Annotated in this window: 15 protein-coding genes and 1 pseudogene; 3 read left to right on the top strand and 13 right to left on the bottom strand. The window is 66.8% G+C overall.

Annotation, left to right across the window (positions count from 1 at the left end; all coding sequences use genetic code 11):
• From OK17_RS15250 to OK17_RS15225, 6 genes and pseudogenes are all read right to left on the bottom strand, one after another.
• Positions 1 to 332, bottom strand: a pseudogene (locus OK17_RS15250) (fructosamine kinase family protein); the annotation flags it as partial.
• Positions 329 to 1,252: an SDR family oxidoreductase gene (locus OK17_RS15245; RefSeq protein WP_461417950.1), complete on the bottom strand. Its 924-nt coding sequence runs from the start codon at positions 1,250 to 1,252 to the stop codon at positions 329 to 331. The gene OK17_RS15245 and the pseudogene OK17_RS15250, both read right to left, overlap by 4 nt.
• 33 nt (positions 1,253 to 1,285) lie before the next feature.
• Complete coding sequence (locus OK17_RS15240) at positions 1,286 to 2,296, bottom strand: N-acetylmuramoyl-L-alanine amidase (RefSeq protein ID WP_461417951.1); 1,011 nt, start codon at positions 2,294 to 2,296, stop codon at positions 1,286 to 1,288.
• A gap of 239 nt (positions 2,297 to 2,535) precedes the next feature.
• On the bottom strand, positions 2,536 to 3,600 hold the full coding sequence (locus tag OK17_RS15235; protein WP_461417949.1) for a CobW family GTP-binding protein: 1,065 nt from the start codon (positions 3,598 to 3,600) through the stop codon (positions 2,536 to 2,538).
• Complete coding sequence (gene trhO, locus OK17_RS15230) at positions 3,588 to 4,433, bottom strand: oxygen-dependent tRNA uridine(34) hydroxylase TrhO (protein ID WP_232717564.1); 846 nt, start codon at positions 4,431 to 4,433, stop codon at positions 3,588 to 3,590. The genes OK17_RS15235 and trhO overlap by 13 nt, the downstream gene beginning before the upstream one ends.
• 60 nt (positions 4,434 to 4,493) lie before the next feature.
• On the bottom strand, positions 4,494 to 4,679 hold the full coding sequence (locus OK17_RS15225) for a hypothetical protein (RefSeq protein ID WP_232717563.1): 186 nt from the start codon (positions 4,677 to 4,679) through the stop codon (positions 4,494 to 4,496).
• Positions 4,680 to 5,527: 848 nt separating this feature from the next.
• Here OK17_RS15225 and OK17_RS15220 point away from each other — a divergent pair.
• A complete protein-coding gene (locus OK17_RS15220; RefSeq protein ID WP_006865540.1) occupies positions 5,528 to 5,872 on the top strand; it encodes a histone-like nucleoid-structuring protein Lsr2 in 345 nt (114 codons plus the stop codon).
• Positions 5,873 to 5,962: 90 nt separating this feature from the next.
• On the top strand, positions 5,963 to 7,009 hold the full coding sequence (locus tag OK17_RS15215) for a PHP domain-containing protein (protein WP_461417948.1): 1,047 nt from the start codon (positions 5,963 to 5,965) through the stop codon (positions 7,007 to 7,009).
• On the opposite strand, the gene OK17_RS15210 is transcribed toward OK17_RS15215, so the two are convergent.
• From OK17_RS15210 to OK17_RS15180, 7 genes are all read right to left on the bottom strand, one after another.
• Positions 6,963 to 8,204, bottom strand: a complete 1,242-nt coding sequence (locus OK17_RS15210; protein WP_461417947.1) for a cation:proton antiporter — start codon at positions 8,202 to 8,204, stop codon at positions 6,963 to 6,965. The two genes, OK17_RS15215 and OK17_RS15210, sit on opposite strands and share 47 nt — an antisense overlap.
• Before the next feature lie 56 nt (positions 8,205 to 8,260).
• Entirely contained in the window at positions 8,261 to 9,355 is a 1,095-nt protein-coding gene (locus tag OK17_RS15205; protein ID WP_461417946.1) for an LLM class flavin-dependent oxidoreductase, read from the bottom strand.
• A 57-nt stretch (positions 9,356 to 9,412) separates the two neighbouring features.
• A complete protein-coding gene (locus tag OK17_RS15200; RefSeq protein ID WP_461417945.1) occupies positions 9,413 to 10,492 on the bottom strand; it encodes an ABC transporter substrate-binding protein in 1,080 nt (359 codons plus the stop codon).
• A gap of 58 nt (positions 10,493 to 10,550) precedes the next feature.
• Complete coding sequence (locus OK17_RS15195; protein WP_232717558.1) at positions 10,551 to 11,351, bottom strand: ABC transporter ATP-binding protein; 801 nt, start codon at positions 11,349 to 11,351, stop codon at positions 10,551 to 10,553.
• A gap of 52 nt (positions 11,352 to 11,403) precedes the next feature.
• On the bottom strand, positions 11,404 to 12,252 hold the full coding sequence (locus OK17_RS15190) for an ABC transporter permease (RefSeq protein WP_232717557.1): 849 nt from the start codon (positions 12,250 to 12,252) through the stop codon (positions 11,404 to 11,406).
• Positions 12,253 to 12,333: 81 nt separating this feature from the next.
• The gene (locus tag OK17_RS15185) at positions 12,334 to 12,918 is read right to left on the bottom strand and encodes a DUF1707 SHOCT-like domain-containing protein (RefSeq protein ID WP_232717556.1); all 585 of its coding nucleotides are present in this window, start codon (positions 12,916 to 12,918) and stop codon (positions 12,334 to 12,336) included.
• A gap of 33 nt (positions 12,919 to 12,951) precedes the next feature.
• Complete coding sequence (locus tag OK17_RS15180; protein ID WP_154884832.1) at positions 12,952 to 14,184, bottom strand: serine hydrolase domain-containing protein; 1,233 nt, start codon at positions 14,182 to 14,184, stop codon at positions 12,952 to 12,954.
• Positions 14,185 to 14,318: 134 nt separating this feature from the next.
• Between OK17_RS15180 and ygiD the strand changes: the two genes are divergently transcribed.
• Positions 14,319 to 15,158, top strand: coding sequence for a 4,5-DOPA-extradiol-dioxygenase (gene ygiD / locus OK17_RS15175; RefSeq protein ID WP_454771249.1), 840 nt, complete (start codon positions 14,319 to 14,321; stop codon positions 15,156 to 15,158).
• The last annotated feature ends 39 nt before the right edge of the window (positions 15,159 to 15,197 follow it).

Here is a 15,197-nt window from a genome sequence, read left to right as displayed (position 1 = left end):
TCTCCCCACGAGTCGTATTCGACGGAACTCAGCGGGCGTCGCCCGATGAACAACTGGCCGTCGAAGCCGGTCGGCGGCGAACCGAACCGCGGCGCGCCGGCGTCGTGCATCCTCGCCAACGCCGCGCCGAACGCGCGGGCCGCGTCACGGTCGGGACGGGCCGTGTCGAGCTTCTCGAGTTCGATGGCGTCCTCGCTCACGGCCAGCACCTTCGCGACCGGCGCCCCGGCGTCGGCGAGCCAGCGCAGACCGGCCGCCTCGGCGGCGAAGAAGTCGGGATGACCTCCCGGCGGACCGCTGACCCGCAGCGTTTTACGGAAGACGCGGCTCACTGCGTCGAATGGTGGTCGCGCGCCCGTTCCTCGAGCTTCGTACCGCTGATCCGTGCGAGTTTGTCGAACCGGTCGTTGGCCACCCGCATAACGATCTCGTAGGGCAGCGCGAACTTCCGCGCCCACCAGTAGCCGAATCGGATGTCGAAGGAGGTGTAGACCATGAAGCGGTTCTTGCGGATGCCCTTGAGGATCGCCGCGGCCGCCGTCTCCGGCGACACCGCGACCTTGTGGAAGTTGTTGATGGCGGCCTTGACTCGCGGATCAGTACGGTCGACGCCGACGATCTCGACGGTGTCGACCAGCGGTGTGTCCACCCCGCCCGGACACACCAGCGACACCCCGATGTGGTGGCGCCGCAGATCGAATCGGAGCACTTCGGAGACGCCGCGAATCCCGAACTTGCTCGCGCTGTAGGCGGCGTGCCACGGCAGCGCGAGCAGTCCGGCGGCCGACGAGACGTTGACGAGGTGACCGCCGGCGCCGCGTCGGACCATCTGCGGCACAAAGCATTCGATGATGTGGATCGGGCCCATCAGGTTGACGTCGACCAGCGACCGCCAGTGCCGGTGCTCGAGGTTCTCGACCGTGCCCCACGCCGAGATCCCGGCGATGTTCATCACGACGTCCATCACCCCGACCTCGGCGTCGACCTGCCGCGCGAAGTTGGCCACCCAGTCGTAGTCGGAGACGTCGCCGGCGACGTGATAGAGCACGGTGCCGTCGGCGCGGAGGATCTCGGCGACCACCTCGTCGAGCTGGTCGGCGTGCAGATCGGTCAGCACGAGCTCGGCGCCTTGCGCCGCCGCCGCTTTGGCGGTCGCGCGCCCGATCCCGCTCGCCGCGCCGGTGATCAGTACCTTGCGTCCTCGTAACGACGGCACCGGAGTGTCCATCACCAGGAGATCTCGAATGCCCATGGGGCCGAGGTTAGTCGCCGGAGGCGGGCGGACTCAGCCGATCGGCAGCTTCCCGTCGAACAGGCCGTACAGAATCGTCAACATCGCCTTGAGGACCTGCGCTGACACGTCCTGGCCCTGGGTCGCCAGCAGCTGCACGACGGCTTCGGGCTCCTCGGTGGCGAGCAGTTGCTGGACGAACGGGATCACCACGGACAGCCCACTGGCGTCGTCGGCCAGCGGCACCGATGGTGCGGGTGCGGCACCGGTGGCCGCGCTGCCGTTGACGTACTTCAGGATGCCGTCGGTGATGGCCATCGCGTACTTCAGCTGGCCGTCGCGTCCAGCCAGGGCGGCCGCCTCGGCGGGATTGGACAGGTTGCCCATCTCGATGAAGACCGCGGGCACCTTGGTCAGGTTGACCGCGGCGATGTCGGGACGGGTCTGAACGCCGTTGCTGACGCCGGCGTAATTGGCCGACGGGAAGCCCGCGGCGAGGAAGGAATCGCGCATGACGTTCGACGCCTTGCGGCCCTCACCCGACTGCACGCGGTGGACGGTGGGATCCGGGATCGGCAGCGACGGCACGATCATGTGGAAGCCCTTCTTGGCGCTGTCTGCTCCGCGGCTCGTCGAATCGGCGTGCAGGCTCACCGCCACCGCTGCCCCGGAACGGCTCGCCGCAGCCGCGCGCTCGTCCACGCAACCGCCCCAGCCACGGTCATCGGGCCGGCTGAGCACGACGCGAGCCCCCTGGCTTTCCAGCCCAGCCTTGACCAGCTGGCTGATCTGCCAGTTGACGGTGTGCTCCCGCGCACCGTTCACCCCGGTGGCGCCGGTCGTCTGGCAGTCCTTCTTGCCGCCGCGCCCGTCGGGCACCTGCGCGTTGAGGCTGCGGCCGGCAGCGCTGGCCTGGTGGCCCGGGTCCAGGAAGATCGTCTTCCCCGCAAGTGCGGCCCCGCGGGCGGGCGCGGCCTGCGCCGGTGCCACCACCAGGTTGGTCGCCATCACGGTCGACGCCACCGCCGTCACGGCGAAGGCGGTCGTCATCATGCGCTTCTTCATCATCTTCTGGAACATCGGCGTTTCGAGGCGACGACCACGCTTTTCAGCACCGATCATCCGCCTCACTCCTCCCGTTAGACACCATGGGTCACACTGGTAACAGACTTAACAGTGAAACAGGGTTCGCGGAGTTTGCGAAATGAAAGACCTGGACCTTTCAGATTTCGTTAGCCAGATGTGACATCCCACTCGGCGTGTCGCGTGATCCACGACACACGTGTCGCCCCCGGGGCGACGCCTCAGGCGGGCACGTGTCGCAGGACACTGAGGATGCCGTGTTCGTCCTCCGCGTCCTCCGGTCGCGCGATCGCCGCCTGCAGCTCGGCGTGCACCGCGTCGGGGTCGAGGCCGCGACCGATGGCGACGAGTTCGGTCGACGGCGTCTCCGGTCCCCACGGCTCGCGCTCGACCCGGACGAAACCGCCCACCCCGTGGACGACGAACTTCTGCCGGTACCGCGGCAGGTCGAAGTGCACGATGCCCTTGATCCGGAAGCAGCCGCTCGGCGGCCGCTCCAGGAAGCGTGCGAGTCGACGCGGGTCGAGGGGTTCGTCGCTGCGGAAGGTGACCGCCTCGTAGCCGGCGTGCAGGTGCTGGTGGTCGGCGTGGTCGTGCTCCTCGAGAAGCAGCTCGTCGAGAGTCAGTTGGCCGCTTCGCGGTTCGTCGTCGGCGGTTGCCTCCCCGATGTCGAACAGCAGCGCGGGGTCGACTCGAGCCTCTTGCGTCACGAGCGCTGCTGCGGTCGGATTCAGCTGGGCGACAATCTCTTCGACTGCCCGCAGGTCGGTCTCGGAGATCAGGTCGGTCTTGTTGACCAGGATGAGGTCGGCAATCGCCATGTGCGCGTCGACCTCTGGATGTTCCTCGCGCAGCGAGTGGATGTGCGCCGCGTCGACGACGTAGACGAGACCGCCGTAGCGGACCCGGGGATCCGCCACCGCGGTGACCATCCGGATGAGCGACTTGGGTTCGGCGATCCCGCTGGCCTCGATGACGATCGCGTCGATCTTCGCGCTCGGCCGGACGAGGGAGGTCAGCGCATCGGCGAGGCCGTCTGCGTCGACCGTGCAGCACATGCACCCGTTGCTGAGGCTCACGGCGCCGTCGGCCTGTGCGGACACCAGCAGAGCGTCGATGTTGACCGCGCCGAAGTCGTTGACCAGTACACCCAGCCTCGTGCCGGTGGCCCCCGCGGTGCGCAGCAGATGATTGAGCAGCGTGGTCTTGCCCGACCCGAGGAACCCGGCGACGACGATCACCGGAACCGGCGGCCGAGCCGATCGGGACGCGTTCACCCCAGGCATGCCGGGCAGATCACCGCGAGGTCCCGGCCCTCGCGATCGGGATGGTTCGCCACGTTGTTCGTCGATGCGCCACATTCGACGCACTGCCCGAGCAGCTCGGCGTTATCGGAGAACTCGGTGCTCATGCGGTTGTCGAAGACGTAGAGCGATCCTCGCCAGAGCCCGTCGTCGCGGTAGCGCTCGCCGTAGCGGACGATGCCGCCGTCGAGCTGGTAGACCTCGTTGAACCCGCGGTTGCGCATCACCGTGCTGAGGACCTCGCACCGCACGCCTCCGGTGCAGTAGGTGACCACCGGACGGTCTTTGAGGTGGTCGTAGGCACCGCTCTCGATCAGCGGGATGAAGTCGCGGGTGGTCTGCGCCTTGGTGACCACGGCACCGTCGAACCGACCGACCTGCGCCTCGATCTCGTTGCGGCCGTCGAAGAAGACCACCTCGTCGCCGCGTTCGTCGACGAGCTGGTGTACCTCTTCGGGCGTCAGGCGGGTACCCCCGCCGACCACGCCGTTCTCGTCGACGACGATCTCGTCGGGAACTCCGAACGTCACGATCTCCGGACGCACCTTCACACTCAGGCGCGGGAAATCGTCGCCGGTGCCGTCCGACCATTTGATGTCCGCGTCGGCGAACCCGGGGTACGAACGGGTCGCTCTGACGTAGCGTTTGACCGCGGCGATGTCGCCACCGACGGTGCTGTTGATTCCGTGTCGTGACACGATGATCCTGCCCCGCAACCCGAGCGACTCGCAGACCGACAGCTGCCACAACCGAATGGCTTCCGGATCGGGCAGCGGGACGAAGACGTAGAACAGAACGATCTTGGGGGTCGACACAATGCAAGGGTACGGAAATCGATCACGGCGGCCCGTACCCGTCCCCCGCCGTCATCCGGTTCATTTCGGTCGCATGATCTGCGCTTCGTTCGCGATCGTGATCACCGCGACAATCGTCACCGTTGCGGGATGTTCGTTACCCACCGACACGGCGCCTTCACGAATCGTCATTCCGCCGACCGACGAACTGTCGACCCTCACCGAGGTCGAGTCTGCATCGACAACAACCACCACGGGTGAGGACACGGCACCGAATCTTCCCGATTGGACAATTGGCCGAGTCGTGGCGATGGCTCCCCGCGTCGACAATTCGCGCTTTCATCAGGGTTCGGTCACTCCCGATTCACCGATACAGGACTCGTCGGGCTTCCATTTCTCCACTCCCGATCGATCGGTCAATTGTTCGACGGGCACCAACGGGAGGTCGTCGCTGGCCTGCCGTATCAACGACGGCGCCGACTCCGGGCCCGCGACGCGACGCACCCGTCCGCCGTCGGAGCCGGCCTCCTGCGACTGGGCGCCCGATTACGCAATCCTCAGTTCAGACGGCCCGCAGCGTGGCGCCTGCACCAATCGCTATCCGGTTCTCTTTCGCTCATCAATAGTCGACTACGGGCACACGATTTCCATTTCCCGATTCTCCTGTCTCGTGGAGACAGTCGGGCTGTTCTGTCTCGAATCGCGTTCGAAAGCGGGATTCTCGGTGACCGACAGCGGATACCGGACCATCTATGCCGCTGATCGTGCACCCGAGTCCTTGGTGGCTCTCTCCCCCGAAGAATCCGACGAATCAGCCCGGGGAGCGACGACGGTCACGTCGTCGACTCGGACATCTCGGGCGCCCACGCGGACCGAGACACCCCGACCGCGGACATCCAACAGCAGCACAGTGCCCACTTCCTAAGAATTCTCGCGCCCCGACTTCCCTGAGCCTTTTCGATACTTTAGGGTCTAGGCGGGGGTTCTCAGCGGCTACTCATAGTTCGGGTCTAAGCTGTGCACCGAAAGAATAGATCAAAACGGGGTGGATAAGGTTTAATAGACCTCCCACGGCCGAGTTGGTCGCATGACACAAATCGAGGGGAAAGCGTTTCATGGCGAAGAAGGAAATCGTTCAGGTCATCGACGATCTCGACGGCAAGGTCTTGGATCAGTACGAAACTGTTCGATGGTCACTCGACGGCAAGAATTACGAGTTCGACACTTCGTCGAAGCACGCTCAGCAATTCCGTGATTCGCTCTCGAAGTACCTCGACATCTCGCGCCAGACCGGCCGGGTGGCCAAGCGTGCGACGGCCACCACCGCAGCCACCGGCGGCGGGCGCAACAAGGAGACCACCAAGGCCATCCGCGAATGGGCGATTCGGGAGGGTTACGAACTCAGCGACCGCGGCCGTATCCCGCAGAGCATCATCGAGGCCTTCGAGGCCGCACACTGACCGGTCGCGCGTGAGGATTTCCTCGCCCGTACCGAACCACCGCCCGGCCGCACTCGTGCGCCGGGCGGTTGTCGTCTGCGAGGTGCAACCATGAAGCCGCTCGAACCGCTCGCCGCACCGGTCGACCCGGTGGAGGCGCTGGCCCGGATCTCCTGGCTCCTCGAACAGCGGCGGGAGAGCAGCTACCGGGTGGAGGCGTTCCGACGCGCCGCCCAGGCCGCCGCACGACTCTCTCCCGACGACCTGCAGGGCCGGGCGTCGGGCCGAACCCTCACCACGGTGAAAGGGATCGGCAAGACGACGGCGGCCGTCATCGGACAGGCCGTCGACGGCGCGGTCCCGGACTATCTCGCCCGGCTGCAGGACGAGGACCCGGCCTACCCGCCGGGAGACGCCGCCGAAATGGTCACCGCCGTCGTCGGAGATCTCCACGCGCACACCGAATGGAGCGACGGCGGGGCACCCATCGACGAGATGGCCTCGGCCGCACAGGCCATGGGCCATGAGTGGCTGGCCATCACCGACCACTCACCCCGGTTGACCGTCGCCAACGGGTTGAGCGCCGAACGACTGACTTCGCAGATCGAGGCGATCGACGAATGGAACAGTCAGCAGGAAAACGATTTTCGCCTGTTGCGTGGCATCGAGATCGACATTCTCGACGACGGTGCACTCGATCAGTCGGACGAGATGATCGAGCGCCTCGACATCGTGACGGCCTCGGTACATTCACATCTGCGGATGGACCACGATGCGATGACGACCCGTCTGGTCAACGCGGTCTCCGACCCGCGCGTCCACGTCCTCGGGCACTGCACCGGCCGTCGGGTGTTGAGCGGGCGCGGCCACCGGCCCCCGTCGACCTTCGACGCCCGTGCCGTGTTCGAGGCGTGCGCGGCGAACGACACGATCGTGGAGATCAATTCGCGTCCCGAACGCGTGGACCCGCCCGATGAGCTCATCGAGATCGCGATCGAGGCCGGCTGCCTGTTCGCGATCGACTCCGATGCTCATGCACCCGGGCAGCTCGAGTTCAAGGTCCTGGGTGCGCGTCGTGCCGTGGAGCATGACATCGACCCGGACCGGATCGTCACGACGTGGTCGTCGGAACGCTTGCTGGAGTGGACTTCCCGATGAGCCGGGCGGCGAGGGGGAACAACAGGACCGTCGTCGCACCGGCCGCGACCAGGGTGGAGGCGAGGGCGTCGGAGATGAGCTCCGAGGACACCGCGACCTCGGTGACCGCCACGATGATCGGTAGACCGGTCGCGGCGAACAGAGCCAGCTGAGTCCGCTCGCGCGGGTGACTCAGGAAGTGACCGTCGTCGAGGTAGCGCGCGCTGAGCCAGACCGGGACGCCGCGGGCGATCGCGATGGCCAGCACCAGGACCACCCAGGTCCCCGGCTTGGAAGCCACCGCCGACACGTCGATGTTCATGCCGGAGGTGACGAAGAAGATCGGGATGAGCACGCCGAACCCGATGACCTCCAGCGACTTACCGACATGCGGGTGCTCGGGCCCGATGAGCCGGCGGAGGATCAGTCCCGCGGCGAAGGCACCGAGCACGACGTCGAGATCGAAGACCGCGGCCACCGTCATGAGTGAGACGAGCAGCAGGACGACGACGCGCACCGGCAGCTGCACCGTGCCTCCGGCCATCTCGCCGATGGCCCGGCCGATGCCGGGAATACGCGCGAGGATGCGTTGCGGGGCAGCGGCTATCAGGAGTGCGGCCAGGACGAAGAGCACCAGCACGATCACCGCGCCACCGAAACTCCGGCTGGTCAGCAGCAGCGACATCGCGAACACCGGACCGAGTTCGCCGACGGCGCCATGCGCCATCACCGCACGCCCGAGCCGGGTGTCGGCCATACCCGCTTGTTTCAGAATGGGCAGCAACGTACCGAGGGCGGTCGAGGTGAGGGTGATCGCGATCGCGATGCGGGCGGTGAAGCCGGCCTCGCTCAGCCCCAATGCGAATGTCGTGGCGACCAGGACCACCGATCCCCAGGCGATGAGCAGACTCACCACCCAGGACAACTGGGCGACGCGACCGGACCTACCGCTCAGCAGCTTCGGGTCGAGTTCGTAGCCGGCGAGGAGGAACAGCATCCCCAGACCGAGCTGGCTGAGCATGTCGATACCCGTGCGGTCGGCCCAGTCGAGAGCGTGGGGACCGATGACGATGCCGAACACCAGCAGTAGAACGGCGTCGGGAACGTACCCGCGGGACAGCCTCGACAGCAGCGGGCTCACCGCGGCGATCAGGACGATCCAGAACAGCGACACGATCACCGAGGTGTCGGTCGTCGCGGACTCGGCGAGGATCATGACGAATATCGTGGCACGCCGCCTCCGGATTCATCCCGCCGCCACGACGCCGGAGGTCACGCCAGTGCGTTCACCCTTTCACGCAGAACGGGAAGGACGCCCTCAGCGAACCAGTGGGCCTCCTCGATGTGCGGGTAACCCGACAGGATGAAGTGGTCGAAGCCCTGCGCCTCGTACTCACCGATCAGCGCGGCGACCTCGTCATAACTGCCGACGAGCGCCGTGCCCGCTCCCCCACGGATCAACCCGACCCCGGCCCAGAGTCCGGGGTGGATCTCGAGGGCATCGCGGCGACCGCCGTGGAGTTCGGCCATCCGGCGCTGACCTGTCGAGTCCGAGCCCGAGTGCAGTGCGAACGCCGTCGCGACCTCCTCGTCGCTGATCCCTGCCAGTAGGGCGTCGGCGACCCGCCACGCCTCCTCGGACGTCTCCCGGGCGATGACGTGCAAGCGCACACCGTATTCCAGCGTCCGGCCCCGCGCGGCAGCGCGGCGAGCGACCTCGCCGATCTTGTCCCCCGCCACCACCGGCGGTTCACCCCACGTCAGATACACCTCGGCGCGGGCGGCCGCGACACTCAGCGCCGGGTCCGAGGACCCGCCGAAGAAGATCTGGGGCTTCGTCTCGGGCGGGTCGGGCAGGAACGCCCCGGCGATCTTGTAGAACTCGCCGTCGAAGTCGACGGCCTCACCGGCCCAGAGGCGTTCGACGATCTGCAGGAACTCGTCGGTGCGTGAATAACGGCGGTCGTGGTCGACCCAGTCGCCGAACCTGCGCTGTTCCACCTCGTCGCCTCCGGTCACGATGTTCACCGCCACCCGGCCACCGGAGAAGCGCTGCAGGGTGGCGGTCTGCTGGGCCGCAAGCGTCGGCGAGATCAGTCCCGGCCGGAACGCGACGAGGAACGACAGGTTCTCGGTGTGGTTGATCGCCGCCGCGGTGGTGAGCCAGGCGTCCTCGCACCAGGTGCCGGTCGGGGTCAGCACGCTCTCGTAGCCGAGCCGGTCGGCCGTACGCGCGACGTCGATCAGGTACGGCAGCTCCGGTGCGCGGTAACCGGGTGGATGACGCTTGGTGGCCGAGGCATGTGATGCCCCGACGATCCCGCGGCTGTCACCGGCGGTGGGCAGGAACCAGTGGAAATGGCTCATCGATCAGACTTCCCTTCCAGACGGGTGGGTCGTGCCGGATGAATCAAAACGGCCCGGTCAGGAGGCCGGGGTGGAGAAGTACTCCGTCAGCGCATCGTCGTAGCGGTTGTCGACGAAGTCGGCGAAGGTGACCTCTCCCTGTAGTTGACCCGACGCGGCGAAGGCGTCGGCGAGCGTCTGCTGCGATTCGACAACGCTGTCGTCCAGCGCGATCGCCGGACGCAGGCTTCGACCCTGGGCGATCTTTCCGGCCCTCGGGTCGATACCGATCTCGGCGGAGTACTTCTCGGCCCACGCATCGGGGTTGGCCTTGGCCCAGTTGCCGGCACGCGCGATGCCGGCGACCAGTTCACGAATGGCGGTGTTGCGGCGCGGATCGGCGAGCGCCTGGTCACCGGCGATGCCGAATCCGTAACCGTTGGAGACACCTTCGGCGGTCACCAGGGTCTTGGGGTTGTTGTCGAGTTGCACGATCGCGGTGTAGGGATCCCAGATGGCCCAGGCGTCGACGTTGCCGGAGGTGAAGGCGGACAGCGCATCCGCTGGTTGCAGGAACACCGGTTCGACGTCCTTGCCGGGGCCGAGGGTCAGATTCGCCTTGTTGAGCTGGAGCAGCAGGTGCCCGTGTGCCGAGCTGCCCTTGGCGACGGCCACCTTCTTCCCGGCGAGGTCGGCTACCGAGGTGAGGGTCGAGTTGCCGGGGATCAGGATGGCGTCACCGCTCGCGTTGTTCGCGAAGCCGGCCACCACCTTGACCTTCGCGTTCGACCCCGCGCCGAAGATGGGCGGGGTGTTGCCGGTGACGGCGAAGTCGATCTTGCCCGCGGTGGCCGCCTCGATCTGCGGCGGCCCCGAGGTGAAGGTGGAGAACTCGACCTCGAACGGCAGCTTCTCGAGCTCACCGGACGCTCGCAGAAGCGCTGCGGTGCCGCCCTTCTGGTCGCCGACGTGCAGGGTCAGGTCCTGCAGTGACGACACCTCGACGGTCTCGTCGGCGATCGAGTCCGCGGTGTCGTCACGCTGCACGCAGCCGGCGAGCCCCAGTGTCAGTGCAGCCGTGGCCAGTACGGCCGCGAGCACCCTCCGTCGAGACGACGGGGTGCGGGACGGGCGAGCGGGAACGTCGGCGATTCTCATAGGTGTTGCGGCGCTTTCGGTGTGGGTGGAACGTGGACGAACCGGAATCAAGCGGTGGTCAGCGGGCGGCGTCGGCGACACCGAGGGCGGTGAGGAGTTCGGCACGCAGCCGCGGGATCTGCGGGTCGACGGCGTCATCGGAGTCGTTTCCGGTGGCGCCGCCGCGGGGGTCGGGGACCGCGATGTCCTCGACGATCCGGCCGTCGGCCAGCACGACGACCCGGTCGGCGAGTCGGAGCGCTTCGTCGACGTCGTGGGTGACGAGCAGAGCGCCGAATCGGTTGTGGCGCCACAGCGAGATCAGCAGTTCGTGCATGGTGCGGCGGGTCAGGGCGTCGAGCGCACCGAACGGTTCGTCGAGCAGCAAGAGCTGTGGACGTGCGACCAAAGCACGGGCGAGGGACACACGTTGTGCCTGCCCACCGGACAGTTGCGCGGGCCAGGCACCGGTCTTGTCGGTCAGGCCGACCTCGTCGAGGGTTCGGCGGGCGCGTTCCCTGGCCTCGGACTTGCCGACCTTCTCTCGGACGAGTCCGAACACGACGTTCTGCAACACGGTGCGCCACGGGAACAGACGCGGTTCCTGGAACGAGACCGCCGGGAAGCCCGCGGTGCGCACGGTTCCGGATTCGGTCTGCGACAACCCTGCGAGCAAGCGCAACAGAGTCGATTTACCGCTGCCGCTGCGTCCGATGAGCGCAACGATCTCGTGCGCGCCGACGCGCAGCGTCACGTCTCGCAGGACCAGGTTGTCGCCGTAACCGAGACTGGCGTTCTCGACTTCGGCGGCGTACGCGCGGACGTCGTCGCGCGCGGTGGGCACGGTGACCTCGAGGTCGCGGGTGGCGATGGCGGTCATGGGTGACCCTCCCCTGCTCGGGATGGTTCTCGTCGGGGTAGCGCGTTGCATGTCAACGGTTCTGGTATCGGGTGGTGTAGCGCTCGAGTGCGCGAACGACGGCATCGGTGATCAGACCCAGTGCGGCATAGACGATCAGGCCGAAGAAGATGATGTCGGTGCGCAGGAAGTCGCGGGCGTTGTTGATCAGGTAACCGAGTCCGGAGGTGGCGGCGATCTGTTCGGCGACGATGAGACTGAGCCAGGCGATCGCGAGCGCCTGACGGAGGCCGACCAGGATCTGCGGCATCGCTCCCGGGATGACGAGGTCGCGAATGGTGGTGATCCGCGAGAATCCCAGCACGCGTGCGGTTTCCACGAGTCGAGGGTCGATCTGCCGGATGGCGGCGGAAGTGTTGAGGTAGAGCGGGAAGAGTGCACCGAGGGCGACGAGCAGCACCTTGGGCATCTCCCCGATCCCGAACCAGAGGATGAACAGCGGGATCAGGCCGAACAGCGGTAACGCCCGGATGGCCTGCATGTTGGGGTCGACGATCGAGTCGGCGTACCGGCTCAACCCGACGAGGAGACCGAGTCCGACGCCGACGGCGACTCCGATCGCGAGACCGACGGCGACACGCTGCGCGGATGCGGCGATGGCGTCGAGGAGATGACCGTTGGCGAGCACCTCCCACCCCGCCTCGGCGATCAGCGACGGCGCGGGCAACCTGTCCTGCGGGATGATGCCGAGTGCACTGCCCACCTGCCACAACAGGAGGACGGCGACCGGCGACAGGGCCCGGACAACCGTGTGCCGTCGACGGTTCTTCGTCTTCGTCTGCGCGGATGTCGAATTCGCGGAATCGGATTCGGTGGGCACTCGCGCTCCGGGCGCGCTGATGCTCAGGGTCTGGTCGGCCACGGGGCCGACGCTACGAACCGGGGCAGGGTCGGCGACACCCTTGAGTTCAGCGTGAGTGCAAGTCCACCCTTCGGGTTTCGTTCAGGTACGGCGGATGACGACGGAGCTCGTTCCCGAGGCCGATCCGATCAGCTCGATGACCGCTCCCCCGGGACGCGTGGGGGCTCCCGCCTTGTCCTTGACCTTCGACCATCCGGACAGGTGGAGATCGGAGTACCGCACCTCGTGTTCCGGCCCGAGCTTCAGCTTCACCGTCGACACCGACACCTGTAGTTGCACCGACGTCGAGGGTCCGGTGAATCTCGCTGCGGTGAAGTCCAGCTCGACCGTACCCACCGAGGCTGTCGCAAGGATCGAGGAGGGAACCTCCCACACCCCCTTTCGCCGGACCTCGCTCCAATCCGCGTCGAGGTGGAGCGGCTCGGCAGCGGGCCCGGACGGTGTGACGGCGGGGAGTTCGGGGAACAGCTTCGCGGCGCTGGGGAGATCCTCCAGTACGGCGCGGAGTTCGCGGCGGGTCTTGGCCGTGTACACCAGCCCGGACCGGTCTTCGAACTCGACGATCTCCAGATAGCCGGAGGTGAACGCGTCGTTCAACAGCGCGATCGCGCGTTCGCGTTCGGGGTTCCCGACCCGTAGATCGTCGTCGGAGTGGCGGTCGACCATGCACCCCACCCTAGGCACTGTGCCGCCCGCGCTCTAGTTCCGCGGGATCGGCGGCGCGTGATCGGGCGCCATGAGCGCCGCGATCCGCGAGAAGATCGGGTTGCCACCGTTGTCGTAGGAGCCGTCGGGACCGAACGCCTCTGCTTCGTAGGTCACCGCGACCGCGATGGACACCTTCTCCTCGGGCAGGTACCCGACCACGGCGGCGTACCCGTTGAACAGCGGGTTCTGGACGATCCAGTCGCCGGTCAGGACCACGCCCATGCCGTAGGTGTAACGTTCGCTCATCTCCAGGCACGTCGCGCAGCCGTACAGCGGGCGGGCGACACCGCGGAGCCGGGTCGAGGTCATCGTCTCGTAGGACTCCTTCGACAGCGTCTCACCGGCGAAGAGCTTGCGCCCGGTCGCCTCGACGTCGTAGATGTTCGAGGTCTGGATGGCCCCGTGGGTGATGCTCCACGACGGGTTCCACCCGGTGGTCTCCTCGTAGAACGGTGTGTCCGGCGGCAGGTTCAGGAACCCTCGGCGTTCGGAGGAGTATGCGTGCAGGGCGGGCTCGGGGATGGTCGCGGTCAGAGCCGACACGGTGTTCTCGAGTCCCAGCGGCTTCGAGATCCGTTCGCGGAGCAGCTCTTCGACGGGTTCACCGGTGATCTTCTCCAGCGCGAGGCCCAGGATGACGTAGTTGGTGTGGGCGTAGTTCCAGTTCGTGCCGGGCCTGTACAGCAGGGGCTTGTCCACCGCGTAGGACAGCATCTCGTCCGTGGTCCACGCCTTGAACGGGTTGGTGAGCTCGGTCGTCTCGAAGGCGTCGTTGCCGAGGACATAGTCCTGATACCCGGAGGTCATCGTCGCGAGTTGCCCCAGCGTGACCTCGTCGGCGTGCGGGATCTGCGGGACCCACTTCCCGATGGTGTCGTCGAGGGACACCTTGTCCTCGTCGACCAACTGCAGCAGTACCGCGGCCACGTACGCGATGGCGACGGCGCCGTTGCGGAAGTGCATGTCGGGCGTGGCCGGGACACCGGTCTGCGATTCGCCGTACGCCTTGGTGATCACCTCGTCGCCGTCATCGGTCACGCGGACGATCACCGCTTTCAGGTGTTTCGACGCTTTCAACTCCTCGACGATCCGCTCGATCGCCGCAGCTTTCTCTGGGGCCGACGAGGCGCCGGAGGATTCGGCAGGCCCCGATCCACCAGAGCCACACGCCGCGAGTACCGCGACCATCAGCATCACCACGATCGTCGACCAGCGCTTTGCCATACGGTCAGCGTCCGACATGGGTCGTCGTCGCGAGTCGGATCCGGCGGATTCGGCACGCAAACGCGGCGTACCGTCATCTTCTGACCCGACCAGCACGACCCGAGGCGGCCACCATGACCACCACCCAGCCGATCATGCCGGCCGCGTTCATCGGACACGGCAACCCGATGAACGCACTCGAGCGCAACAAGTACACCGAGGCATGGCGAGCACTGGGGCAGGCGGTCCCGAAGCCGCGGGCGATCCTGGTGATCTCGGCGCACTGGTACACCAACGCAACGGCGGTGACGGCGATGCCACGCCCGCGCACCATCCACGACTTCTATGGATTCCCGCAGGACCTCTTCGACGTCCAGTACCCCGCGCCCGGTGACCCCGAGGTCGCCGAGATGGTCTCCGACGTCGTCAAACCCACGTGGTGCGGCCACGACCTGGACAGCTGGGGCATCGATCACGGGACCTGGTCGGTCCTCGTGCACACCTTCCCCGACGCCTCGATCCCGGTTCTGCAGCTGTCGCTCAACGCCTTCAAGGACTTCGAGCATCACTACGAGCTGGGCCGCAAGCTGGCGCCGCTACGTGAGCAGGGGGTGCTGATCATCGGCAGCGGCAACATCGTCCACAACCTGCACGCGATCGATTTCGCCAAGGCCGACTCCGGCTACGACTGGGCCCACCGGTTCGACGACGCAGCCCGTGAAGTGCTGCAGGACAACCCCTCTGACGTCCTGAGTCTCGACGGGCACCCCGACTTCGACAACTCGGTACCGACGCCGGACCACTACCTGCCGCTGCTCTACATCGCCGGTCTCGCGCAGGAGTCGCCGCTCGATCTGCTCGTTGACGGGCATGCGGCCGGTTCAATCTCGATGGCCGCCTACACGCACGGCCTGGACGTGAAGACGGGGACGTTCGGCGACGCGCCGGCCGCCGAACTGCCCGACGGGTTCCCGTCCCTGGACTCCAACATCTGAATCCCGCCGGCCGAGCCACCCCCGCCGGCCGAGTAGGCC

It is taken from the genome of Gordonia sp. GN26, from assembly GCF_054823965.1.
The sequence above is the reverse complement of the archived record's forward strand: the minus strand, read 5'-3'. Positions and strand labels throughout refer to the sequence as shown.